General features: G+C 35.9%; 24 protein-coding genes. 13 read left to right on the top strand and 11 right to left on the bottom strand.

Annotated elements, in window-relative coordinates:
* Positions 1 to 77: 77 nt before the first annotated feature.
* The 9 genes from EV142_RS10120 (at position 78) to EV142_RS10160 (ending at position 7,191) form a co-directional block, all read left to right on the top strand.
* Positions 78 to 599, top strand: a complete 522-nt coding sequence (locus tag EV142_RS10120) for a hypothetical protein (protein WP_132035130.1) — start codon at positions 78 to 80, stop codon at positions 597 to 599.
* A 262-nt stretch (positions 600 to 861) separates the two neighbouring features.
* On the top strand, positions 862 to 1,452 hold the full coding sequence (locus EV142_RS10125) for a Crp/Fnr family transcriptional regulator (protein ID WP_132035133.1): 591 nt from the start codon (positions 862 to 864) through the stop codon (positions 1,450 to 1,452).
* Positions 1,453 to 1,527: 75 nt separating this feature from the next.
* Entirely contained in the window at positions 1,528 to 2,115 is a 588-nt protein-coding gene (locus EV142_RS10130) for an NAD(P)H-dependent oxidoreductase (RefSeq protein WP_132035136.1), read from the top strand.
* A 29-nt stretch (positions 2,116 to 2,144) separates the two neighbouring features.
* Positions 2,145 to 2,369 (top strand): 2TM domain-containing protein, encoded by a 225-nt coding sequence (locus tag EV142_RS10135; RefSeq protein ID WP_132035139.1) that lies wholly within the window; start codon positions 2,145 to 2,147, stop codon positions 2,367 to 2,369.
* Positions 2,370 to 2,378: 9 nt separating this feature from the next.
* Positions 2,379 to 3,167, top strand: a complete 789-nt coding sequence (locus tag EV142_RS10140) for a putative quinol monooxygenase (protein WP_132035142.1) — start codon at positions 2,379 to 2,381, stop codon at positions 3,165 to 3,167.
* A gap of 52 nt (positions 3,168 to 3,219) precedes the next feature.
* Positions 3,220 to 4,053, top strand: a complete 834-nt coding sequence (locus tag EV142_RS10145) for a DJ-1/PfpI/YhbO family deglycase/protease (RefSeq protein ID WP_202978497.1) — start codon at positions 3,220 to 3,222, stop codon at positions 4,051 to 4,053.
* A gap of 90 nt (positions 4,054 to 4,143) precedes the next feature.
* The gene (locus EV142_RS10150) at positions 4,144 to 5,253 is read left to right on the top strand and encodes an alkene reductase (RefSeq protein WP_132035145.1); all 1,110 of its coding nucleotides are present in this window, start codon (positions 4,144 to 4,146) and stop codon (positions 5,251 to 5,253) included.
* Between the two features lie 339 nt (positions 5,254 to 5,592).
* The gene (locus tag EV142_RS10155) at positions 5,593 to 6,237 is read left to right on the top strand and encodes an NAD(P)H-binding protein (RefSeq protein ID WP_132035148.1); all 645 of its coding nucleotides are present in this window, start codon (positions 5,593 to 5,595) and stop codon (positions 6,235 to 6,237) included.
* Between the two features lie 132 nt (positions 6,238 to 6,369).
* Complete coding sequence (locus EV142_RS10160) at positions 6,370 to 7,191, top strand: phospholipase A (protein WP_132035151.1); 822 nt, start codon at positions 6,370 to 6,372, stop codon at positions 7,189 to 7,191.
* A gap of 314 nt (positions 7,192 to 7,505) precedes the next feature.
* Here the strand turns inward: EV142_RS10160 and EV142_RS10165 are convergent, their stop codons facing one another.
* Entirely contained in the window at positions 7,506 to 7,787 is a 282-nt protein-coding gene (locus tag EV142_RS10165) for a hypothetical protein (protein WP_132035154.1), read from the bottom strand.
* Positions 7,788 to 7,912: 125 nt separating this feature from the next.
* On the opposite strand from EV142_RS10165, the gene EV142_RS10170 reads away from it, so the two are divergent.
* A complete protein-coding gene (locus EV142_RS10170) occupies positions 7,913 to 8,233 on the top strand; it encodes a helix-turn-helix domain-containing protein (RefSeq protein WP_132035157.1) in 321 nt (106 codons plus the stop codon).
* 43 nt (positions 8,234 to 8,276) lie between these two features.
* On the opposite strand, the gene EV142_RS10175 is transcribed toward EV142_RS10170, so the two are convergent.
* Together EV142_RS10175 and EV142_RS10180 are read right to left on the bottom strand one after the other, a co-directional pair.
* Entirely contained in the window at positions 8,277 to 9,176 is a 900-nt protein-coding gene (locus tag EV142_RS10175) for a PhzF family phenazine biosynthesis protein (protein WP_132035160.1), read from the bottom strand.
* Positions 9,177 to 9,358: 182 nt separating this feature from the next.
* A complete protein-coding gene (locus EV142_RS10180) occupies positions 9,359 to 10,045 on the bottom strand; it encodes a DUF4386 domain-containing protein (RefSeq protein ID WP_132035162.1) in 687 nt (228 codons plus the stop codon).
* A gap of 346 nt (positions 10,046 to 10,391) precedes the next feature.
* Between EV142_RS10180 and EV142_RS10185 the strand changes: the two genes are divergently transcribed.
* Positions 10,392 to 11,039 carry a M15 family metallopeptidase gene (locus tag EV142_RS10185; protein WP_132035164.1) on the top strand — a complete coding sequence of 216 codons (648 nt, stop codon included), beginning with the start codon at positions 10,392 to 10,394 and terminating at the stop codon, positions 11,037 to 11,039.
* Between the two features lie 6 nt (positions 11,040 to 11,045).
* Here EV142_RS10185 and EV142_RS10190 read toward each other — a convergent pair whose 3' ends face one another.
* The 8 genes from EV142_RS10190 to tsaD all read right to left on the bottom strand — a co-directional run bounded on the left by EV142_RS10190 (position 11,046) and on the right by tsaD (position 18,078).
* Positions 11,046 to 11,612 carry a hypothetical protein gene (locus EV142_RS10190; RefSeq protein WP_132035166.1) on the bottom strand — a complete coding sequence of 189 codons (567 nt, stop codon included), beginning with the start codon at positions 11,610 to 11,612 and terminating at the stop codon, positions 11,046 to 11,048.
* Positions 11,613 to 11,614: 2 nt separating this feature from the next.
* Positions 11,615 to 12,796 (bottom strand): class I SAM-dependent methyltransferase, encoded by a 1,182-nt coding sequence (locus tag EV142_RS10195; protein ID WP_132035168.1) that lies wholly within the window; start codon positions 12,794 to 12,796, stop codon positions 11,615 to 11,617.
* 2 nt (positions 12,797 to 12,798) lie between these two features.
* Entirely contained in the window at positions 12,799 to 13,890 is a 1,092-nt protein-coding gene (locus tag EV142_RS10200; protein ID WP_132035170.1) for an AI-2E family transporter, read from the bottom strand.
* A gap of 112 nt (positions 13,891 to 14,002) precedes the next feature.
* Positions 14,003 to 14,962, bottom strand: coding sequence for a zinc metalloprotease (locus tag EV142_RS10205; protein ID WP_132035172.1), 960 nt, complete (start codon positions 14,960 to 14,962; stop codon positions 14,003 to 14,005).
* A 160-nt stretch (positions 14,963 to 15,122) separates the two neighbouring features.
* Entirely contained in the window at positions 15,123 to 15,617 is a 495-nt protein-coding gene (locus EV142_RS10210) for a TrmH family RNA methyltransferase (protein ID WP_132035174.1), read from the bottom strand.
* Between the two features lie 10 nt (positions 15,618 to 15,627).
* On the bottom strand, positions 15,628 to 16,266 hold the full coding sequence (locus EV142_RS10215; protein ID WP_132035176.1) for a DUF4159 domain-containing protein: 639 nt from the start codon (positions 16,264 to 16,266) through the stop codon (positions 15,628 to 15,630).
* Between the two features lie 70 nt (positions 16,267 to 16,336).
* Positions 16,337 to 17,053, bottom strand: coding sequence for a 16S rRNA (uracil(1498)-N(3))-methyltransferase (locus EV142_RS10220; RefSeq protein WP_132035178.1), 717 nt, complete (start codon positions 17,051 to 17,053; stop codon positions 16,337 to 16,339).
* A 2-nt stretch (positions 17,054 to 17,055) separates the two neighbouring features.
* A complete protein-coding gene (tsaD, locus tag EV142_RS10225) occupies positions 17,056 to 18,078 on the bottom strand; it encodes a tRNA (adenosine(37)-N6)-threonylcarbamoyltransferase complex transferase subunit TsaD (RefSeq protein WP_132035181.1) in 1,023 nt (340 codons plus the stop codon).
* Positions 18,079 to 18,284: 206 nt separating this feature from the next.
* Here tsaD and EV142_RS10230 point away from each other — a divergent pair, with 206 nt between their 5' ends.
* Positions 18,285 to 22,772 (top strand): translocation/assembly module TamB domain-containing protein, encoded by a 4,488-nt coding sequence (locus tag EV142_RS10230; RefSeq protein ID WP_238698689.1) that lies wholly within the window; start codon positions 18,285 to 18,287, stop codon positions 22,770 to 22,772.
* A 304-nt stretch (positions 22,773 to 23,076) separates the two neighbouring features.
* Positions 23,077 to 24,063 carry a 6-phosphofructokinase gene (gene pfkA / locus EV142_RS10235; RefSeq protein ID WP_132035184.1) on the top strand — a complete coding sequence of 329 codons (987 nt, stop codon included), beginning with the start codon at positions 23,077 to 23,079 and terminating at the stop codon, positions 24,061 to 24,063.
* The last annotated feature ends 85 nt before the right edge of the window (positions 24,064 to 24,148 follow it).

Consider the following 24,148-nt stretch of genomic DNA (forward strand, 5'->3'; position numbering starts at 1 on the left):
ACAATTGTTGTAATATGACATAAATAGACAAGAAGTTTATCACAGGGATAAAATAGAAAATCAAATTAATGTGGGTGATGGAAAAAGATAAAAAGATTGGCGAAGTATTAGGGATACAGCAAGAAGAAATGGCGGTGCTTTTGATCGTGCCGCTAAGTCAATGGGCGATGTATGCAGTGGGAGAGCGTGGTCTGCCAAAAGAGGCTCATCAAAAACTGGCCGAAATGCTCGCTTTTTTACAACAACAGGATGAAGACGCTGCGGATAATATTACTGCTGCAAAAGGTCCGGGATCTAAAGCAATGAAGTTCTGTGAGGATGAGCTGATGAGGAACCAAAAGAAGCAAAATACTATAGCCACGCAACTCGAAAAGTGTAAGGCAAAATATACATCGGCTCGCAATGGTTTAAAGCTTGCCGGTTTTCTGACGGGGAAAATGCAGGAAAAATGGCAAGAGGAGCAATTGCTGATCATCAAAAAACGAACAGAAGCTGTTATAGAAAGAAATAACCTGGAACTGCAGGCAGAATATGAATGTAAACTAAGACTTCTGAAAGAACAGGAAGTATCGTTGAAAAAGGAACTATCAGGCAGGTAAAATAGTTTACAGCTGAATTTTGTTCAATCGGGATGCAACTGAAATAACTCAACTGACTGTTTTTTTTCTTTATATAGTATTGAATTACAATTATTTGAATTATTTTTATCTAATAATAGCATCTTGTCAGTTTTTTAATTTTAAAACAATCGTTAAATCAGATTTATAAAATTTCGGGATACATTATTTTGTTCTGATTGTATTCTAAAAATCAACTCAATACTAAATCTAATTAAAAATATATTTCTCAAACTAGAATAAAATGGAATCAGGTGCAGTCCTATTTTTGCAGTCAGTCAGGAAAATTTGTCCTGATATACCCGATTATGAGCTTTCTCAGTTTGAATCAAAATATACTTTTGAAACATTAAATAAGAAAGATTTTTTTCTTCAGTCCGGAAAGGTGCAGACAGCAATTGGTTTTGTCGTAAGCGGACTTGTGCGTTCTTCTTTTATAGATAACGATGGAAATGAAATTACGGTCGGCTTCTATTCTGAAGGCTATTATGCGACACACTATCCTTCTTTTATAACCCAACAGCCCAGCAAATATTCGATTCAGTGTTTGGAGCCCACCACTATGGTTTGTATTTCTTATGAAAATTTGCAATGGATTTACGGGCAGTTGCCCGGTTTTGAAAGATACGGCCGATTAATTGCCGAAGAAATTCTAAAACGCCAGCAGACCCGTATTGAAAGCTTTATATTTCAAACGGCAGAAGAACGCTATATTGATTTTACGAAGCACCATTCTGCTTTGTTTAACAGAATATCGATCTCCCATCTTTGCAGCTTTCTTGGAATCGAAAGACAAACACTTACCCGAATTCGTCAAAAACTAGCACACCAATAGTTTTTTGACACATTTGTGTCAGGAGTAGCTTTTGATTATTTAAAATCTTTGCAGTGTCAAATTAAATGAACTGCTATGAAAACGAATATCTTACTTATACTCGGACACCCTTCTGAAAATTCTTTTTGCAATGCATTGCTTGATTCTTACAGAAAAGGAGTAGAAACTACAGGAGCCAACTGCAAAACCATTTATATATCCAGACTCGATTTTAATGTAAATCTGTCTGACGGATATAAAACGGGAGAAACAGTATCACTTGAAAAAGATCTGATTCAGGCACAGGAGCTGATTTTGTGGGCCGATCATGTGGTCTTCTCTTATCCGAATTGGTGGGGATTTATGCCTGCCGTTACTAAAGGATTTATAGACAGGATTTTTCTGCCGGATTTCGCATTCAGACATCATTCCGGAAAAATCTTCCCGGAAAAACTTTTAAAAGGAAAAAGCTTAAGACTCCTTGTTACTATGGACACTCCAAAATGGTGGTTCTATCTGATCTACCGTGCCTCACAATACCAAATACTCAAAGATATCGTGTTCGGCTACGTGGGATTTGATCCTATCCGGTTTTCCACTTTTGGTTTTATGAGGAAATCAACAGAAAGCCTGCGCAATAAATGGCTGAAAAAAACAGAACAATTAGGAAAACAGCTTAAATAAAATAATGCAATTATTAAAAATCAAACATCATGAAACATTTAGCAAAAGAGCATACGAATGCTCACATCGAACCTAAAAAAGGTTTTAAAATTCACTTATTGGTATTTGTATTAACTATTCCTGCCCTTTGGCTGCTGTGGTTTTTTACAGACAGAACGTACCTATGGCCGGTCTGGCAGACTGCAGCCTGGGGAACCGGTTTATTATTTCATTATATGGGAGTCTTCATTTTTAAAAAGAATTTTCACCAATAAGCAAAAGCCATGACCATAAAAACATCACTTTCGATTTTACGGATTGTACTGATTGTAACATCCTTATTTTTAGGGAGCAACCCCTTTGCAGCAGCACAGAATTCAGGTAATGCTCCAGCAAAAGCTATTCCTGAAGTGCTTAAAAATCAAGAAATGGCGGCCCGAATTACCCGTTACGAAGTCAAAAAAGGCGATCAGGAAAAATTTCAAAAAGCCCTGAAAGAGTATGTCGCAGCTGCTCTTTCAAATGAGGGAAATATAATGGCAGAAGCGTATTTCGAAAAAGAAAATCAAGCGGTGATTTGGCTGTTTGAACGCTGGAACAATCAAAAAGAACTGGAGCAATTCAGGAAGAATTCAAAAGGAAACGCGGTAACAATAGTAGCGAAAACAGCTTTAGCAAAGCCTGAAAAAATAATCTGTGTAAAAGATTTAGAGCCCATTTCCAAAAAGGAATGGCGCAGAACAAGCAAGGCAGAAGACGAACAGCTTACCATCATGCTTTTTGTAGAGGCAAAGGCTGGTACAGAAGAAAATTTCAGAAAGCTTTATCACGTAGCCATGCCTCAGTTTCGAAGTGAACCCGGTGTTGTCACCTATCAATTATCACAATCAGAAAAAGATGCCACGCAGTTTATAACCTTTGAAAAATTCAGAAGTAATGACGCGTTCCAGTATCATCTGAACTTTCCGCCCATTCAGCCAGTGCTGGATTACCTGAATACGAGTATAAAAAAACAGCCGTTTCAGGATGGAATTCATCATCTGGTCGAATTTGCACCACTCATTCGGGAATAACAGCAAAAATTAAATTTTAAACACAATTACTATAATCTTTAAATCTGAAAAAATGAAAACAATGAAAACAATGAAACAAATTATCGCAGCAGGGGCATTGAGTATGCTTGCTGTAGTACAAGCAGAAGGTCAAACCATAATAAAAACTAAAGAAATGAATGTAAATTATGCTAACGAGTTAGAAATAGTAAACAAATTGTCTACTCAGTCTGCGGTTGTCAACATGCCCGTATCAAAATTGTTGGATGCGCCGGGAAATGAAGCTTTGAAAGCTTTCTTCTTTACACCTGTAAAAAATAAATCAGCGCTAAAAGGGAAAAAAATCGCCGTTATCGTATCAGACGGTTTTGAGGAAATTGAATTGACAGGACCCGTTTGGTACTTTAAGGAATTGGGAGCAGAAGTAGAGATCATTGCGCCTAAATACAATCCGGCTCCGGAAAGATACGGACTGGTATATCCGGAGATGTCTAAAACACATGTAATGGCTATTCAATACTTACAACCGGTTGGCTGGATAAAATTCGATCATACGGCTGATCAGATCAAAGTAAGTGATTATGACGCTGTATTTATTCCGGGTGGAGCCTGGAATCCGGACAATCTTCGATACGATAAAGATGTCATAAAATTTGTTCAGGATTTCAACAAGGCCGGAAAATTAATAGCCGCTATTTGTCACGCTCCGGTTGTATTGGCATCGGCTGATATTTTGAAAGGAAGAAAGCTAACAGGCTACTGGAACATTCAGGTAAATTTGAAAAATGCCGGTGCAACTGTAGTTGATGAACCTGTTGTTACCGATGCAAACATCATAACCAGCAGACATCCGATTGATGTAGCCGATTTTTCAAAAGCGGTCGAAAACTGGTTAGTTAAAAAGTAATGCCTAAAGGTGATTGGATAGTGGAGAAAGAAGACCTTCTTCACTATCAAAATCATCAAAAAACAAAAATATATTTAAAGCGAAATGATTATGAAAACAGATATTTTTAAACCCGCAGAGATTGGTTTTTTACAAGTAAAGAATCGCATTGCCATGGCTCCAATGACGAGAGCAAGAAATGCAGCTGGTATTCCGGACGAAAATAATGCTCTTTACTACGCACAGCGTTCAGGTGCCGGTTTAATTATTACCGAAGGAACTGCCATATCCAAAACAGCAAAAGGAGTACTTTATATTCCCGGCTTATATACCGCAGCACAAGTTGAAGGCTGGAAGAGCGTAACGCAGGCAGTTCACGAAAAAGGCAGCACCATATTTTCGCAATTGTGGCATGTAGGCAGGGTGTCGCATACCTCAAATCAGCCAGGCGGAATTGCTCCTGTAGGCCCATCAGCTATTCAGGCGCAAAATACTTCGGCATGGGGGTATAACGAACATGGCATTGAAGGTTTTGTACCGGCATCAAAACCTAAAGCCCTTTCCTCAGGTGAAGTGAAAGGTGTCGTCAATGATTTTGTCAAAGCCGCTGAAAATGCTGTGGCAGCAGGTTTTGATGGTGTAGAGATACATGGGGCAAACGGTTATCTGATTGAACAATTTTTAAATCCTTTTGTAGACAACCGTACCGACGAATATGGAGGGAGTATTGAAAACCGTTCCAGGTTCTTATTGGAAATTATTGATGCTGCAATAGCGGCAATTGGAAATAAAAAAGTAGGTATCAGGCTAACACCCTACGGTGGTTTGGGAGACTTGCCACATTACGATGAAATAGAAGCAACTTATAAATATCTGGCGCAGGAATTAAAGAAAAGAAATATAGTGTATATTCATTTAATGGACCAGCAATCAAAAGGGAGTCATGCTTTGCCGGATGGGTTTACCGAACATTTCCGTTCCTGGTATGATGGCATAATTATTCTTGCCGGAAGTATGGACAGGGAAAAATCAGAGCAGTTGATCAATGCCGGAATAATTGATATTGCCGGCTTTGGAGAACCCTTTATTTCAAATCCGGATTTGGTGGAACGTTTGCAAAACAACTGGGAATTAACAAAACCAAATCGCGACTTACATTACGGATTGGGAAATCATGGATATACAGATTGGGAAACGTACAGACAGCCCGTAACAATTTAATTGGTTTGAAATTATCGCTTTAAATTCTGATTGTATTTTAAATGAAGAGGTATCTTTGAATATTGCCATGATAAGTTTTTAGACTTAACATTCTGTTTTTATCTTCTTAAGCGATGTATTAAAAAAAGGGAATAATACAAATGCAATGAGCTGAATCATGATTTTGTCATTTCAGAGGCTATGAAAGAGGTATTGCCTGAAACTATACCGGTCACATATAAGGATCAGGGAGAAATATTTTTAAGAGGCAAAGCCAATCCGGTGAAATTATACACAGTTGATTTTTAATTCTTAAATTCCATATATTTTAGTAGAAATTATTATTTATAAAGTACCATTATGAAAGCACTCGTTATTGGAGCAACAGGCGCAACCGGAGAATTGCTGGTTGACGAACTTCTGGCAGACCAGAATTATACAAGGGTTACCATTTTTGTAAGAAGGCCAACAGGAAAACAAAATCCGAAACTCGTAGAACATGTTATTAACTTTTCCAGTCCGGAAACATATAAGGATCTGATTGTTGGAGATGTTCTCTTCTCTTGTTTGGGAACAACGCTAAAGGCCGCTGGTACAAAAGAAAACCAATGGAAGATAGATTTTGAAATTCCGGCAGCTTTTGCCACATTCGCTAAAGAAAATGGAGTTTCTTCTATTGTCCTGTTATCTGCTTTCGGAGCTTCTTCGGAAAGCAAGGTTTTCTATTCGCAGATAAAGGGGAAACTCGAGGATAAAATTACCCGGCTTGATTTTGAGCAGTACATTATATTCAGACCGGGTCTGTTACTGAGAGCAGGTTCAGATCGATTTGGCGAAAAGATAATGGGTTATATACTAAAAGGTGTAAATGCGATAGGCTTGTTTCGAAAATTCAGGCCAATGCCAACGGCTCTTCTGGCAGAAAAATTAGTAAAAGCGCCAACAGTCTTCCCTGCAGGAACCTCCGTTATCGAACTGGATGAAATATTCAGATTACGGGATTAGTTTGTAATTGATGCATGAAAGCAGGCAGATGGTTTTTGGGTTAACTCTTGTATTTATTGAGTTAATAGTTGTCGTTGAAATGGCTTAGATTAGTGCTAAAAATTTAAATAACTCCAATTTACACCCTAAAGAATGTATTTAAAATACCTATTGATTTGCTTCTCTTTGTTTTCAATCACTGCAAATTCACAACTAGTAGAGCCTAAAAAAAATTTCCGCGCCGCAGACTCGCTTCTAAAGGAACCTAGTTTCTCTGTTCACAAAGACAATTATTTTTTAACAGGAGTACCCATTAATACAGATATCACCCGCGATAATGCCGATGTAAAATACCAGGTAAGTTTTAAGTTGCGATTGAACTCAAAGCCATTATGGGGCGGTTTTTTCCCGTATTTAATGTACACCCAAAAAGCCTTTTGGGATATTTATGCAAGCTCAAAACCCTTTTCGGAAATTAATTTTAATCCTGGCGTGGCCCTTGTTCGTCCGTTTTATTTAAAAGGCGGAAGGCTGACGTATGGATCAGTCTCATTCGAACACGAATCAAACGGTCGGGATTCTATTTATTCCAGAACCTGGAACATGCTTGCCTTCTCTTTAAAATCACAAATTTCGCCACGATGGGTTGTCGGATTGAGAGGATGGATTCCGCTCGTTGATAAGGACGATAATCCGGAGCTTACCAAATATGTGGGCTACGGCGAAGCGAGCGCCACTTATCAGATACAGCCGGGACGATGGAGCGCAGATATTCTTTTCAGGAAAGGAAGTGGTCTTATTAATTATGGATCGTTGCAGACACAGGTAAACTGGAGACCTTATAAAAGTGAAAATTATTATCTCACACTGCAGTGGTTTGTAGGATATACAGAAAGTTTGATTGATTATCAGGAACATAAAAGCATGGTACGTCTGGGATTTACGATTAAACCTGAAAATATGGGAATTTTTTAATCTACTTTAATTTTCAGCACATGATTTATAAAAAACCACTCCAAATTAGGAGTGGTTTTTTATTTCTCCTCAGCTTACAGCTAATTAAGTTTATTAAAATATTCATTATGAAACCTGATTCCTTCCATGTATTGTTCCGGTGACATTCCGTATAGCGGTTTCCAATATCACTGTAAATCTCCTTTGTATTAAGATCTTCCGGACTTTTTTTTTACTGAAGATGACTGTAATTGATTAATTCTGTTTTTACAGGAGAATTCGAGGTTTCTAAATTTTTGGTTAGCATATTCTGTTCTTTAGTTGGTGTAAAACGCTCAGGCATCTTTTTGTGAGGTCAAAAGTTTTATTTTTTCAACAGCTATTTTGTTTTCATTGGCTACCTCGACTAATGCAAGCAGGATATCGTTCCTGAAAATTATTTTATTTCTTACATTTCTGATAATAGTTTTACTCGGTGGTTCCTGTCCTTTTCGACTAAAATATTGAATAGTTGGTTCAACATAGGTATACGGCAAATGCTCATCTATAAAATTATAGGCTTGTTCATTGTGCGAATACATTTCATCATCCTTATTATTTTTTACTAATTTTGACATATATTTGATATTTATTACTTAATCTTGCATTAGAATGTAAATGTAAGAAAAATAATATACAAAATATATGTTTTGCCTAAAAAAATGTACGAATTGTTTTATTTTATAATAAATAAGGAAAAAAGATGTATAATGAAAAATTGGCAAGATTCTTTAAAGCGAAGGGTCTTAAGCAAAAAGAGGTAGGATTGATTATGGGTTTTAGTGAAGCTATGGTTGGAAGATATCTAAACAGAACTGCTAAGATGAGCCCTGAATTTTTAATGAGTTTAAGCAGGAATTTTCCGGAAGTGGATCTGAACGATCTTTTTGCTTCTGAAAATGAAGATCCAAATGCAATTCATGAACCTAAGGAAAAATATCAGACTACGGTTCTTACAGATATAGGAGAAATTGAAGTAAGGCTTAAGATGATAAAAGAAAAATTATCCAAAAAGAAAGACTGAAAATAGAAAACCTGCTGACATTTTGTTTGCAGGTTTTTTTTATTCAATTTTCGATATAAATTTTTCCTTCCATTGTAATTACTGAGGAACCGCCTACTAATATGCCGTCGTCTGTTACCGCTATTTCTATTAAGGAGGGCTGATTTAATTTTACACCTTGTAATATTTGATAGTGGCTGTCTTTTTGTATGATTTTTTTATACCATAATAAACCTGCCAAAGGACCGGCTGCTGTTCCTGTTGCGGCATCTTCATCAATGCCTATTAACGGATTAAAAAAACGGGACTGAACAATAGTGCCATTTTCCTCGCCAGTGAGCGCAAAACAATAAAATCCTTCAAAATTATATTGTTTAGACAGTGCTATGAGTAATTTGTTGTCTGGTTTGATTGTATTTAGAATTTCAATATTCTGTATGGGCACCATTACATGTGCGACTTCTGTTTTTACGATAACAGGATCAAAATTGAGAATATTGAGGTCTTTTACCGAAAGCCCTAATGCTAATGCTATTTTTTCTGCCGGAATTGAATCTCCAATTAGTGCCGGTTTCTGGAGCATTTTGACAACAGCTAAGTTATTTTCCTCTTTAAAATTTATATAAATAGGGATCGATACCGCTTTCATCATTACCTGTTGCACTGAATTTAGGTTGGTAAAAAAAGTTGCATCCTTTAACAAGGCTGCACATACGGCCCCCAATAAATTATGTCCCGCTCCGTCTACCTCAAATCCAATTGGGGTAAAAGACCGGACATGTAATAATTGTTTTTGTTGTGAATATTCTACAAAAGAAGTTTCTGAATAACCAAATTCCCTTGCGATATTTTCGTAATCAGATAATTTTAATTCCTCTTTGGTAAATACTACTGCCAACGGATTTCCCTTGTAGCTTTTATCGGTAAAGACATCTAAAACGAAATAGTCTAATGCTTTTTTCATGATCTGTTATTAAAAATACTAAATGTGTATTACTATTACATATTGCCTGATAAAACCGGACAAGATTGCTTTATTTTTAATTGCGTTTCAGAATTTGTAAATAGAATTCTTCCGACGGGCACAAATAAATTTAAGAATTTATAGATTTCTTTTTTCTGAAAATTAAAAAGGAAATTATTCGCTTAAGTTAATTTTTTAGTTTTTACTCCCTTGATCAATAGCCACCCCACCATTGCAAATTCTGCGGTTGCAGAGGTTATTCCGACTAAGATACCGGTTTTGGAATGATATTCGGGAAATAAGATAAAAGTTGTCGTGTCTAGCAGATAACAAAGGCCACCAAGAATTAAAAGAACTCCCAGGATTTTTGGAATAAAGTTGGACCGATACGCTAATTGCCCAAAGGGAATAAGCCAGAGTCCCCAGAAAATTCCAATGATGACATTTCCGTTTCCATACATTTTCAGGCTTAACATGGCCAAAGCATTTTGTTGAATAGAAGAAAAGCGGGTCATAAAATCCTCTTTCAGAATGAGCAGGACATAATATTGATTAAAAATAATGAAAAATGCAATTGGAACACCCACAATAACTAATGCCACCAAAGTCCGGGCTAAATGTGCATTGACATTTTTAAATAAATTGTATAAGGTCAATGCCAGAAATACAAATACGGTCTGGCAGATCAGACTGCTGAAAATCCCAAATCGGAACAGTAATTCGTGGTCCAGAATATTTTTTGCGGTCAAATGGATGTCATCGCCCACAAATAATTGTGTTGGAACATACATGATTCCAAATGCGCCGGTAATTGCAATTATCAAATACAATATTCCTGCTAATCTTGCTGTCTTTTTTTCTGAACTCATATTTTCTGTAAATTATTAACTGTAAGACGGTTATAAGATGTCTTTGTTACAGTTCAAATTGGATTTTGGGGAGATTTACCGGAATTTGTACTGAAAATAAAACCTCTGTTCCAGCCCCGATAGGAGCGGCATCCTTTTGTTTTTTTCTTTAAAAAGCAAAAGATACAGCGGATAGCGGGACTACAGGTCTTCTGAAAATGAATTTTGTGCTGTCCTAAAACAAATAATACATAGTGTCCTTTTTTATTGGTTTTGCTTTTTAGATTTATGTTTCAATCCACTTTAGATTAATTTCATTAAATTCGTAAATACTTTTTAGATTATTTACTTTACAAAAAAAAGCTTCATGACTTCAGCTATCACAAAACTATTCTTTGCCGGCATTTTTTTATTGGCTTTTTCGGTCAATGCCCAAAATGAAACTTATACCCGCGATTCTGTGGTGGCCGATACGACTTTTGTGAACTTAAAAGACTACAGTACTGATTTTGTTTACGATATGAAATATGCAACAGCAGATAATTTTCTGAAAGCTAAAGTGTACGATTGTGCAGAATGTATGTTGCGGTACAAAACAGTTAAGGCATTGATAGCCGCCAACAAGGAATTTATGAAAAATGGCTGTAAAATAAAGCTTTTTGATTGTTACAGGCCTTTGTCTATTCAGGAGAAAATGTGGGAAATTGTCCCGAATCCGGAGTATGTGGCGGATCCAAAAAAAGGCTCCATCCATAACAGAGGAGGAGCCGTAGATATTTCGTTGGTGAATGCTGATGGAGTTGAGCTGGAAATGGGAACTACATTCGATTTTTTCGGAATTCAGGCCAGCCATAATTTTAAAAAACTTCCGGTGCCGGTAAGGGCCAACCGAAAATACCTTAAAAGTGTAATGCTGCAAAATTGCTTTAATTCCTTTGATTCGGAATGGTGGCATTATAATTTAAAAACAGGTTTGAAAGATCCTGTTTCCAACCAAAAATGGGAATGTGACTAATTTAATTTATTCGACGCATCTTATGTTTTCTATAAAATACGTATTCGGATGCGATACTTTACCATTTAGCTCAGAGGTTAATTCTCTTTTTACAATATAATCTTCTGTATCTGTTAAGTACTTAATTCGCATAATTGAGATGGGAGATTTTTTAAGCTCTTCGTAATTGTCTTTCATAAACATAAAAATCCCTGTATTAACACGGTTGCTAAAACCTTTTTCATCCTGAATAAGCGTACCGCAGGTTTCCTGGTTGATGTGCATTAGTGTTACTATTTTTCCATTTTCCAGCTGAAGGAATATTTTTGAATTTTTGTCAAAACAATTCGCTTTTATAAAATCTTTGCTTTTCTGGATAAGCTGTAAATTTAAGGTAGGTAATCCGTCTGTCTGTGCCAGCGAAAAGAAAACATAACTGAAGCTGCCTCCAAAGTATTTTTCGCTCATCAGGTATTCATTTGTTATTTTATAAGTACCAATAGAGTCGTTTACGTTTACACTATATTCACAAGGTTTTTGAGCAAATGCAGTCAGGGTTAAAAGAAAAAGAGTCAGCGTAATTAGTTGTTTCATTTTTAAGTAATTTTTCTGCAAATTAAAACTATTTTGTGATCATTTTTATCAGTTGTGAAAAAACAATAAAGATTTCCTCCGTTTTTTATTTTCCATTTTTTTCGGATGTTCTCTACCGTGTCCGGAAAATTTCTCGTGGTGACATTTGCCTGTTGATTGAAAAGAGCCGTTTTCATATCGTTTTTGTTATATGAAATGGATTTTTCGATTTCAAAAGCTCTTCCTGGGAAATCAATTAATTCTTCCGAGGTATACAAATGGGAATGTTTATGAAGTTTGTTAATCCCGAAAACAGCACTAACTTCATCAAATCCCCCCGATTTCATAATGGCTGAATTGGGCTCGTAAAGATATTTTTGCGGTAAATGGTACGATGGAAAATCAGAATGATCTCCTAAAATAAATTCAAATGTTTCGGTTTTTTCTTTTAAGATATTGGCTGTTTTGATAGTTATGTCACCGGAATATTGACTATGAATTTCGAAAAGTAACTCTTTAACCTCGTTTTCGAGCGCAATAATATGAATAGTTCTCACGCATTTTAATTCGGAAAGTGCGGCTGAAATATCCAGTAATGGGGCGGTTTTTATTAAAACAGCATCCGATTTTTCAAAGTAAAAATCTAATAATTCCGGCACATTAGGCAAACAGTCCCTGAGCATAAAAACTTTTCCTTTTGCGTCATTTCTTCGGGAAGGATCAATATAAATCCAATCCCATTTTTGGTTGGATTCGTTTAAAACAGTTGTAGAATCTGCAGCATAAAAAGTACAGTTTTTAACTTTTAGCTGCTCAAAATTATGTTGTACGATGGCAGATAAATCTTCATTGATCTCACAATGCGTAATGTTTTTGAAGTTCTTTGAAAAGTAATAGTCATCGACCCCAAAACCTCCCGTCAGATCGATCAAAGTGGCTCCGGAAATTAACGAAGCTTTGTAAGCCGCAGTTCTCTCGGAAGAAGTTTGTTCTACGGATATTTTACTCGGATAGATGATGTTTTCTGTTGAAAACCAAGTGGGTAATTTGTCTTTCGCTTTTGTTTTGGCTTCAATCTGATTCAGAATTAAAATCCAGTCAACCTCCGGAAACGGATTTTTCTGAAGGGCTAATTTTGAAATCGAAGCCCCACTATTTTGAGTTATAAAATCCTGAATAGGTTTGCTTAAAATAGAAATGTTCAAGGCTAAATTCTTTCGGTTAATACGGAGACAATTTTGTTGTCAGGAAAAAATTCTTTTAAAATTACTTTTATCATCGTGAAAACCGGAATAGCAATGATCATTCCGACAATTCCAAAAGTGATTCCGCTGATTAGTGTAATAAGAAATATTTCTAACGGGTGCGAATTTACACTTTTTGATGAAATTATAGGCTGACTTATGTTATTATCAATCGCCTGAACCAGTAAAAAACCAATAATTACATAGATTGTTTTGGGCAGGATTTCACTTTGAAAATCGCTTCCGATCATACTAATCATCGTTAAGATTCCGGCGAGGATAGTCCCGATAATAGGCCCAATGTATGGAATGATGTTTAGGATCGCACATAAAAAAGCAATCACAAAAGCATTTTTATTTCCGAAGATCACCAGAACGATTAAGTATAGAATAAATACGACAGTCAGTTGCAATAACAAACCAAGGAAATAGCGGGTGAGAAAATGATTTATTTTGGTAATTGAGTTCAGGATTTTTTCTTCGTTACTGTCCGGAAGAATTCGTCTTGCGGAGGCTTTAAAGGAATCCTGATCCTTCACAAAGAAAAAAGTGATAAAAAAGACAGAAACCAATCCCATTCCCATATCCGCCACAAAGCCTAAAATAGAATTAATGAAGGAGGTAAAATAAGTAAAATCAAGCATGGAAGTTACTTTAGAACTTTTAAGCACTTTATTTAAGTCAACGTGAGGAATATTGAAATAGGTTTCAATACTGCGTTCCGTTTCCATAAACTGCTGCTGTAAATTATTGGTGTCTAATAAAGATAAATTATTGGCCTGAGAGATAATCAGCGGAACAAATAAGAAGATAAAACCAACCATCAATAAAATAAACAAGATGAGTGTGGTTGCTGCCGCTAATGAATTACCGAATTTTAATTTATTTTTTAAAAATTGTACCAGCGGATTTGCAATAAGACACAATAAAAGCGAAATGCATAAATAGACAATTACAGTTTGTATCGTATATAAGAAATACAAAACAATCCCGATGATCAGGATGGTTGCCAAAGCTCTTAAAATTCCGTTAGATATAATTTTGGATGTGATCATGTTTGATTTTTAAAGTAAATATAGGGAAAAAGCTTTTGAATATATTGGCGAATACAAAAAAAGCGGGATGAAGAACATCCCGCTTTTAAACATAATTTTTATTTTTTTTGGATTAGATTCCAAAAGCTGCTCTAGGACCTCCTGTAACGAAGATCGCAGATATTCTGTTTTTTTGTCCGGTAGAGAACATGTACATAGCATTATCATCAGTGTAATCCATGTAGTTCATTGTCATTTCTACAGGAGTTCCTGAACAAGTACTGTAATGTGGGTAAGCTGGTACACCATAATTAGCAGTATTGTGCGTTGGAGTGTCAGATACTAAATCGCTTCCGCAAGTTGCATCTCCCCAGATGTGACGTAAATTCATCCAGTGACCCACTTCGTGAGTACCAGTTCTTCCTAAGTTATATGGAGCATTTGCAGAACCAGATAAACCGAAATATTTAGGATCGATTACCACACCGTCTGTTGAAGAAGCTCCTCCTGGAAATTGTGCGTACCCAAGAATTCCGCCACCAATAGTACAAGACCATAAGTTAAGCTTTGTTGTCGGAGACGTTGGCGCTAAACCACCCTGAGCTGTTTTTTTCATAGCATCATTAGTTCCCCATGAAGTTTTTGTAGTAGATTTTCTGATAATCTGATCTAATACAAATGTGATTCCTACGTTAGCTTTTACTCCTGCAAATAGTGCTGGTACACTGTTGTAGTCTGAGTTTAAAGCATTGAAATCTTTGTTTAACACATCAATTTGAGATTGAATTTGTGTAGCTGAAATATTTTCTGATGTAGTTCTGTAAAGAACATTTACTACAACAGGAATTTCGATTTTGCCATTTACCAAACGGCCTGAGAATCCTTTAATCAATTGTTCTGAAGTAAAGGCTTCAATTTGATTCATTCTGATTGCCAAAGTCGGATCAGCTTTCAATTGTGCTTCTAACACTTCCTGAGTGGCACAAGCGCGACGTGCGATAGCACTGGTTTCTGAATTCATACCTTCAGATTGATCATTTTGACAAGAAAACAGCAAGAGTGCTGTAATTGCAGATAAAAAAACTTTTTTCATAATAATAGGGGTTTTTTGTTACAATATTGTTGATTAGTTAAACAATATCGCAATTTTATAACAAAAAAACTTTGTGGCAAAATTTTCACAACAAATAATTTGTGAGAATTTTACAATCCCTTGTATAGTCTAGTTCTTACAAAAAAAACAAGTTATTTTTTTACGAAGTAATTTCGTACAAAGCTATACTTGCAGCTTGTACAACGTTCATACTACTGTTGTTACCAAACATATTTATGTGTACAATCTGGTGTGAAATTTTTAACAGTTCGTCCGATACTCCATCAACCTCACTTCCGATTAAAAGTGCTAATTTTTTATTTTCTGGAAGTATAAGGTCTTTGAGAGGTTTACTGTTGCTGGCAATTTCCAAAGCAATAATTTCGAAGTTGTTTTCGATTAAATAGGCAGTCAGTTCCGTTGTTTCTTCAATAATGGTATGCGGTACATGAAGGTGTGTACTTCTTGAGGTTTTGTTGATTTTTCTGGGTGTCAGCGGAATATCTTTTCCTAAAAAGATAATGTTTTCGACACCAAAAGCTTCACCAATTCTAAAAAGAGAACCTATGTTTTGCTGGAAATAAATATGATCGCAAACCAGCGTTATGGGAAACGTTTTTCTTTCAAATTGATTTTCGGAGTGGGTAAGCTGCACGTGTTGAAGATTAATTGGTAAAAATATAATTGATAATGTTAGCACCCATTTTCAGGGCTTTGTCTCTCACGGCAACAGGATCGTTATGTACTTCAGGATCTTCCCAGCCATCACCCAAATCACATTCATATGTATAGAGCAGTACGAGTTTGTTTTCGATGAAAATTCCAAAAGCCTGGGCGCGGGTACCGTCATGTTCATGAATTTTCGGTAAGCCATTCGGAAAGGGATAGGGTTTCTGAAAAATAGCATGATTGGCCGGAATCTCGACTAAATTAGTATTGGGAAATATTTTTTTGATTTCTTTTCGAATGTACTGATCCATTCCGTAATTATCATCAATATGCAAAAAACCTCCGCCGGTTAAATAATTCTGAAGATTACTGATATCACTGTCGCTAAAAACGACATTTCCATGTCCTGTCATGTGTACGAAAGGATACGAAAGCAAATCAGGACTACCGGGTTCCACAGTTGAGGGTTTTGCTTTTATTCGGGTATTGATATTCGAATTGCAGAATTGAATTAAATTCGGCAGCGAAGTAGGATTAGAGTACCAGTCACCGCCACCGCTGTATTTTAATAAAGCAATTTCCTGAGAAAAGGAAGAAACAGAAACAACGAATAAGAAGTAAAATATTTTTTTCATGTATTATAAATTATCTGGTAATTCGCTTTTTATATGCGGTATGTTGTGTCAAATGACAAAAAAAGGGGGATCAATTATTAGAGGTTTCATTAAAAAAAACAACACTGTGACAAGCTACAAGGGCAGCCGTTTCTGTTCGCAGACGCGTATTGCCTAAAGCAACAGGTTTGAAATTATTTTCTAAAGCCAATGCAATTTCTTTTTCCGAAAAATCGCCTTCCGGACCAATTAAGATGGTTACATTTTCATTGGGTTTTAAAACTTCTTTCAGCGATTTTTTATCCGTTTCCTCGCAATGGGCGATCAATTGTAAGCCTTCATTTTTTTGTTTAACGAATTCCTTAAAGGAAATTGCCGGGTTTAATTTTGGTAAAAAGGTCTCATTGGACTGTTTCATTGCCGACAGAATAATTTTTTCAAAACGTTCCGGATTGATGTTTTTTCGCTCCGAACGATCACAAAAAACAGGTGTAATTTCCTGAACTCCGATTTCGGTAGCTTTTTCTAAAAACCATTCGTAACGATCATTCATTTTGGTTGGCGCAACGGCCAGATGCAAATGAAATTTCGGCTGATCGGCTTTGGTAACCGAAAGAACCTGAACCGTACATTTATTGTCGGAAGCCAGTGTTATTGCCGTTTCAAATAGAAATCCCAAACCATTGGTGACGTGTAGGATGTCCGAATCTTTTTTTCGTAAAACCTTTATGATATGTCGGCTTTCTTCTTTGTCAAAAGAAAAACTCTCCGTGGTTTCGTCTATATTCGGGTTGTAAAATAATTGCATAATTAAAATTGAATTCGTGCTTTCGAAACTACAGATGAAGTTTCAAAACGATTTGATAAATATTTTTGATAGCCCACAATTCCAATCATTGCGGCATTATCTGTTGTGTATTCGAATTTTGGGACAAAAGTTTTCCAGCCATATTTGCCTTCACTTTCTTTCAGTCGCGTCCTGATACCTGAATTGGCAGAAACTCCGCCACCAATGGCGATTTGAGTAATTCCGGTTTCCTTGACGGCTAATTTTAACTTGTCCATCAGAATTTCGATAATTGTATATTGAATAGAAGCACAAATATCATTTAGGTTTTCTTCAATAAAATTAGGATTTTCTAATTTTTTCTTCTGGATGAAATAGAGAATAGCCGTTTTTAATCCCGAGAAGCTAAAATCCAATCCCGGAACTTTTGGTTTCGTAAATGCAAAGGCTTTTGGGTTTCCTAACTGCGCATATTTGTCGATTAGGGGCCCACCCGGATAGGGAAGCCCAAGAATTTTGGCGCTTTTGTCAAAAGCTTCGCCGACAGCGTCATCAGTGGTTTCTCCGATAATTTCCATATCAAAAAAGCCGTTCACTTTTACAATTTGTGTATGACCACCGCTAATGGTTAAGGCTAAAAAAGGAAATTCCGGTTTGTCAAAACCTTCTTCCTCTATAAAATGGGCTAAAATATGCGCGTGCATATGATTTACGGCAATTAACGGAATTTTTAACGCTAAGGATAAGGACTTGCTAAAAGAGCTTCCTACCAGAAGTGATCCCATTAAGCCGGGTCCCTGCGTAAATGCAATGGCAGTTAATTGTTCTTTTTGTACATTTGCCTTGCGAAGGGCAGCATCGATTACAGGAACAATATTCTGCTGATGAGCTCTTGAAGCTAATTCAGGAACCACACCGCCGTACTGATTGTGAATTAACTGATTGGCTACAACATTTGAGAGAACTTTATCGTTATGTAAAACTGCAGCAGCAGTATCATCGCATGAACTTTCGATGGCAAGAATAAAAACCTCTGAATTTTGCATATAAAGGCACGAATTTTGGATTATATTTGACAAATCAAATTTCTAAAATTTTCTTTGATTGAAGTAAATGCCAAAATTAAAGAAATTTTATCAAAACAGTCGTCCTTTGTCTGTTCAAAATAAATTTAAAAGAAAACTAAAATAAAAGAGCTATCAAAAAAGTAAAGAAAATAATATCCAGAACCCTAATTGGGTTAATCTTACTTTTGTTAGCAATAGCTATCATTTTGTCTTTACCTGTGGTTCAGACAAAAATTGCAACCTATATTACAGAATCGCTCAACTCTGATTTTAAAACTAAAATCAGTGTCGATAAAGTGGCGATAAATATTTTTGGCGGGGTCAAACTAAAGAAGGTTTTGATTTTAGACCATCATAATAAGGTTTTAATCTATTCGGACATTATTTCGACAGATATTTTAAGTGTTAAAAGATTGCTTGATGGTGACCTGATTTTTGGAGATCTGCGTCTGACGGGTTTAATCTTTAATCTGAGAACGTATAAAAATGAAACCGAAAACAATATCAATAAATTTATTCGGCTGTTTGACTCCGACAAACCTTCCAAAACCAATAAACATTTTTTACTGACTGCTAAAAATGCCTATATTACCAAAGGGACTTTTTCGGTGGTTGATGAAAATAAAAAAACACCCAATTTCCTCGATTTCAAAAAGCTTAATGCGTACATAAGTGACTTTAAACTATACGGTCCTGACGTCACTACAATCATTCACCGGTTTTCTTTTTTAGACCATCGTGGTTTGTATGTGTCTAATTTTGCAGGGAAATTTAGTTATAGCAAAAAACAGATCAAAGTAGAGAACCTGGCGATAAAAACTAAAAGGTCATCTATCTATGGTGCAGCAACACTGAATTATAAAGTAGAAGATTTTTTAAACTTTACAGATAAAGTTAAGTTTAATGTGGTGCTGGATTCGGCTTCTATTGCTACAAATGATATTCGTTATTTCTATGACGGATTAGGGAAAAATCAGCATTTTAAAATTAAGACAAAAATAACCGGTACCCTGAATAATCTTAATTTAAAAAGACTCAGGCTTAGTGATACTAACGGCTCCAGAATTGCCGGAACTATTAATTTCAGAAATCTTTTGGGGAATAAAGACCAAAAATTTTCTATGAATGGAAAATTCGATAAACTGATTTCAAGCTACGATAATCTGGTTACTTTAATGCCTGTAGTGCTGGGCAAAAAACTTCCCAAAGAACTTCAAAGACTGGGGAAATTTAATATTGTTGGTAAAGCAAAACTTTCGACAACTGCTTTGGAAACCGATTTTAGGATGATAACTGATTTAGGAAATGGCCAGGTGGATCTGCATATGAATAATATGGATTTTATTGATAAGGCGTCCTATTCCGGAAATATAATACTGGATAATTTTAATGTTGGGGCTTTACTGCAGCGCAAAGATGTGGGCAGAACGACTTTGGATCTGGATGTTGATGGAGTCGGTTTTACTAAAAAATACCTGAATACGATTGTAAAAGGGGATATCTCCAAACTGGATTATAATAAATACACTTATAATAATATTGTTATAAATGGTAATTTTAAATTGCCATATTATAAGGGGGAGGTTTCTGTAAACGATCCGAACCTGAGCCTGACATTTGATGGTCTGGTTGATTTAAGCAATAAGGAAAATAAATACGATTTTCATATCAATGTTGAAAATGCAGATTTGCGAAAATTAAAATTCGTAAACGATTCTATTTCGCACTTTACCGGAGATGCGATTGTTGAAGTGACCGGAAATTCGATTGAAAACCTTCAGGGGAATATTTATATTAAGGATGCAGCCTATCAAAATCCGAAGTCAACGTATGCTTTTGATGAAGTAACGATCAATTCTAATTTTGATGCAGACAAATTACGTACCATTACCATAAATTCCTCGGATGTGGTGAATGGAAAAATCGTTGGTAAGTTTCAGTTTAAGGAATTAAATAAACTGGTGATGAATTCTATTGGAAGTCTGTACACCAATTATAAGCCTTATAAAGTTAAAAAGGGCCAATTTTTGCGTTTCAACCTGCACGTCTACAACAAAGTAGTAGAAATGTTATATCCTGAAATTGAAATCGATTCATCGACGGTTTTGCTTGGCAAAATTGATTCAGATCTGAAGGAATTCAAATTCAGGTTCAACTCTAAAAAAATTACCGCTGCGAAAAATACCTTCGATAACATCAGGATTAATATCGATAATAAAAATCCGCTGTATAATGCATTTATCGAATTAGACAGTATCAAGACGCCTTATTACAAGGTTCGTGATTTTAGTTTAATTAATGTGACTTCAAAGGATACTTTGTTTGTCCGCTCCGAGTTTAAAGGTGGGAATAAGGGCGAGGACTATTACAATCTGAATCTATATCATACCATAGATAAAAACAAAAATAATATTGTCGGGATCAATAAGTCGGAGATGAAATTTAAAGACTATTTATGGTATCTGAATGAAAACGCCGAAAGAGACAATCAGATTATTTTTGATAAAGATTTTAAAAATTTCACAATTGATAATATTGTACTGTCGCACGAAGATCAGAAAATTGATTTGAACGGAGTTCTAAAAGGCAGTGATTACAAGGATATTGTGCTGAATTTTGAAGATGTCGATATTAATAAGATTACGCCATTGAATTCGAAATTCGTATTCAATGGTAACCTTAACGGAACCATTAATTATAAACAGAACAAAGATGTTTTTCAGCCCACAGCATCACTGGTTATTGATCATCTTAATTTAAATAAAACCGAACTCGGAACTTTAAATTTTGATATATCCGGAGATCAGAGTTTTAAAAAGTTTACCATAAATTCCTCTATACAAAATGGTTTTACGGAATCGTTTAAGGCCGACGGAACTTTTTCTGTAGAAAATAAAGAAACCTTTCTGGACCTGAATTTAAAACTGGAAGGATTTAATCTGGCTACTTTAGGAACTGTCGGAGCCGGCGTGTTATCGAATATAAGAGGATCGGTTTCCGGTAATGCGGCGATTGTCGGGAATCTTAAGAAACCGGAAATCAATGGTAGATTGTATGTAGAAAAAGCAGGTATGACCGTACCGTATCTTAATACAGATTACGAATTAAGTGATCGCACCGTTATTGATTTAACAGACGAAAAGTTTCTGTTTAGAAATAACCAGCTTACAGATACGAAATACGGTACCAAAGGTTTGCTGAACGGTAGTATTGAACATCATAATTTTAGCGACTGGAAGCTGGATCTGAATATTTCATCAAAACGATTACTCGCGCTTGATACAAAAGACAGCGATGATGCGGCGTATTTTGGTACTGCTTTTATCAATGGTACAGCCAGTATTACCGGGCCCACAGCCAATTTATTTATCAAAGTAAATGCAAAATCCGAAAAAGGGACCGAGGTCAAGATCCCTATTAATAATGTACAAAGTGTTGGAGAAAACAGTTTTATACATTTTGTAACTCCAAAAGAGAAATACAATTTAGCCAACGGTATTGTCGAAAAAACAAGAAATTACGGTGGTCTTGAATTAGAATTTGATTTTGATATCACACCGGATGCCGAGGTAGAAGTGATTCTCGACAGGAATTCCGGGCACGGTATGAAAGGAAAAGGATACGGATCGCTGTTGTTTAAAATTAATACATTGGGTAAATTTAATATGTGGGGGGATTTCCAGGCCTATGAAGGAACGTACAATTTTAAATACGGAGGTTTAATCGATAAAAAATTCGCAGTTAAAAAAGGTGGATCTATTATTTGGGAAGGCAACCCGATGAAAGCCCAGCTGAATCTGGAAGCCGTTTACAGAACCTCTGCAAATCCTGCTGTATTACTGGACAATTCGTCCTTTAATAAAAAAGTGCCGGTTGAAGTTGTCATAGGGTTGAGGGGAGATTTAACAAGCCCGGAGCCTAATTTTGATATTCAGTTTCCGTCTGTAAGCAGTGTCCTGAAATCAGAGATACAATATAAGCTGGACGATAAAGATGTACGCCAGACTCAGGCACTGTATTTATTATCGACAGGATCGTTTATGAGTCCGGATGGATTTAATCAAAGTGATTTGTCCGGTACGTTTGCCGAAACAGCAGCAAGTTTGTTGGGTGGAATTATAAAATCAGATAACGATAAATTCAATATTGATTTAAATTTTATATCGGCAGACAAACGAATAGGACAGGAGGCAGATGGTCAGTTTGTGGCTAATATTACTTCTCAGGTAAACGAAAGAATTACGATAAATGGTAAAGTGGGTGTACCGGTCGGAGGAGTGAATGAATCGGCAATTGTAGGTGATATCGAAGTCCTTTACAGGGTTAACGAAGACGGATCCATGAACCTTCGCTTGTTTAATAAAGAAAATGATATCAATTATATAGGTCAGGGAATTGGTTATACGCAGGGTGTAGGTATTTCATATGAAGTCGATTTTGATACTTTTAGTGAACTGGTCAATAAAATATTCAAAAGCCATAAATTAGAGAGGTCCCTGAAAAGTTCTTCAGATGATTTACAGGATTCTTATTTAAATCCGGAGTATATTAATTTTTCGAATAAGAAAGATGCGGATAAGAATAAAAAGAAACCGGAAAAAAAGGAGGAAGAAAAACCACAATCGACCAATAATAACAATCAGGGAGTAATTCCAGATAATGAAGATTTTTAATTTGTTAAAAAGATACAATTCAAACCATTATGCTTCATAATGGTTTTTTTATGCTTAAATTTAAAGGTTGAATCCCTTTTTTGATAATTCAGGGAAACACAAAATTTTATAACACTTCATTAATGTATTGTTAATTTTAAGGATTTAATTAAAAAAAGAGCCTTTTATTATTTTTAATGAATTTTTTCATATCGAAAAACTTATTAACGAAAACGTTTGAATTTAACATATTTTATTAATTTATTATAATCATAACCCGAAAAGTGGTGAATGTTTGCTAATTTTACACTTTAATACTTAAATAATGCCAAAAACAATAAAAAAAGTTGGTGTTCTAACCTCAGGAGGTGACTCACCAGGAATGAATGCTGCAATACGATCAGTTGTTCGAACATGTGCTTATCATAATATAGAATGCATAGGAATTTATAGAGGGTATCAGGGAATGATCGAAGGAGATTTCAAAGAAATGGGTCCCCGAAGCGTAAATAATATTGTAAACAAAGGTGGAACGATCTTAAAATCGGCTCGTTCTATTGAGTTCAGAACTCCGGAAGGCAGAAAAAAGGCACACGAAAACCTTTTGAAAGCCGGAATAGATGCTCTGGTTGTCATTGGAGGTGACGGAAGTTTTACCGGAGGATTAATATTTAATGCAGAATTTGGTTTTCCTGTAATGGGAATTCCGGGTACAATCGATAATGATATTTTTGGAACCAGTCATACCTTAGGATATGATACGGCCCTGAATACGGTTGTAGACTGTATTGATAAAATCAGAGATACCGCAAGTTCACATAACCGATTGTTTTTTGTAGAGGTTATGGGTAGAGACGCCGGACATATTGCCCTTAATGCGGGTATTGGTGCAGGTGCCGAGGAAATCCTTATTCCTGAAGAAGATTTAGGTTTAGACCGATTACTGGATTCTCTTCAAAAAAGTAAAGCTTCAGGAAAATCATCAAGTATAGTGGTAATTGCAGAGGGAGATAAAATTGGTAAAAACGTATTCGAGTTAAAAGATTATGTTGAAGCTAATTTACCGGAGTATGATGTAAGAGTATCTGTTTTAGGACACATGCAGCGCGGTGGTTCCCCATCTTGTTTTGACCGTGTTCTGGCAAGCCGATTAGGTGTAAAAGCAGTAGAATCCCTAATAGAAGGAAAGTCAAACTACATGGTTGGTTTACAATCTGATAAAGTTACGCTGACTCCTTTAGAGCAGGCAATTAAGGGTAAATCTGAAATTGATAGGGAATTACTAAGAGTGTCTGATATAATGTCGACATAAATATAAGTTTAAAAAGAAAAGAAGTTTATTGTGAGGAAATTAGACTTTAAAATAGTGTAATAAAAACAAAAGCAAAAATCAAGTA

Origin of the sequence: Flavobacterium circumlabens (genome assembly GCF_004345565.1) — a bacterium.
In the GTDB taxonomy this organism is placed as follows: domain Bacteria; phylum Bacteroidota; class Bacteroidia; order Flavobacteriales; family Flavobacteriaceae; genus Flavobacterium; species Flavobacterium circumlabens.

Coding starts and splice junctions, on each gene's coding strand:
- EV142_RS10120 (WP_132035130.1), top strand. CDS start 78: ATGGAAAAAGATAAAAAGATTGGCGAAGTATTAGGGATACAGCAAGAA.
- EV142_RS10125 (WP_132035133.1), top strand. CDS start 862: ATGGAATCAGGTGCAGTCCTATTTTTGCAGTCAGTCAGGAAAATTTGT.
- EV142_RS10130 (WP_132035136.1), top strand. CDS start 1,528: ATGAAAACGAATATCTTACTTATACTCGGACACCCTTCTGAAAATTCT.
- EV142_RS10135 (WP_132035139.1), top strand. CDS start 2,145: ATGAAACATTTAGCAAAAGAGCATACGAATGCTCACATCGAACCTAAA.
- EV142_RS10140 (WP_132035142.1), top strand. CDS start 2,379: ATGACCATAAAAACATCACTTTCGATTTTACGGATTGTACTGATTGTA.
- EV142_RS10145 (WP_202978497.1), top strand. CDS start 3,220: ATGAAAACAATGAAAACAATGAAACAAATTATCGCAGCAGGGGCATTG.
- EV142_RS10150 (WP_132035145.1), top strand. CDS start 4,144: ATGAAAACAGATATTTTTAAACCCGCAGAGATTGGTTTTTTACAAGTA.
- EV142_RS10155 (WP_132035148.1), top strand. CDS start 5,593: ATGAAAGCACTCGTTATTGGAGCAACAGGCGCAACCGGAGAATTGCTG.
- EV142_RS10160 (WP_132035151.1), top strand. CDS start 6,370: ATGTATTTAAAATACCTATTGATTTGCTTCTCTTTGTTTTCAATCACT.
- EV142_RS10165 (WP_132035154.1), bottom strand. CDS start 7,787: ATGTCAAAATTAGTAAAAAATAATAAGGATGATGAAATGTATTCGCAC.
- EV142_RS10170 (WP_132035157.1), top strand. CDS start 7,913: ATGTATAATGAAAAATTGGCAAGATTCTTTAAAGCGAAGGGTCTTAAG.
- EV142_RS10175 (WP_132035160.1), bottom strand. CDS start 9,176: ATGAAAAAAGCATTAGACTATTTCGTTTTAGATGTCTTTACCGATAAA.
- EV142_RS10180 (WP_132035162.1), bottom strand. CDS start 10,045: ATGAGTTCAGAAAAAAAGACAGCAAGATTAGCAGGAATATTGTATTTG.
- EV142_RS10185 (WP_132035164.1), top strand. CDS start 10,392: ATGACTTCAGCTATCACAAAACTATTCTTTGCCGGCATTTTTTTATTG.
- EV142_RS10190 (WP_132035166.1), bottom strand. CDS start 11,612: ATGAAACAACTAATTACGCTGACTCTTTTTCTTTTAACCCTGACTGCA.
- EV142_RS10200 (WP_132035170.1), bottom strand. CDS start 13,890: ATGATCACATCCAAAATTATATCTAACGGAATTTTAAGAGCTTTGGCA.
- EV142_RS10205 (WP_132035172.1), bottom strand. CDS start 14,962: ATGAAAAAAGTTTTTTTATCTGCAATTACAGCACTCTTGCTGTTTTCT.
- EV142_RS10215 (WP_132035176.1), bottom strand. CDS start 16,266: ATGAAAAAAATATTTTACTTCTTATTCGTTGTTTCTGTTTCTTCCTTT.
- EV142_RS10220 (WP_132035178.1), bottom strand. CDS start 17,053: ATGCAATTATTTTACAACCCGAATATAGACGAAACCACGGAGAGTTTT.
- tsaD (WP_132035181.1), bottom strand. CDS start 18,078: ATGCAAAATTCAGAGGTTTTTATTCTTGCCATCGAAAGTTCATGCGAT.
- pfkA (WP_132035184.1), top strand. CDS start 23,077: ATGCCAAAAACAATAAAAAAAGTTGGTGTTCTAACCTCAGGAGGTGAC.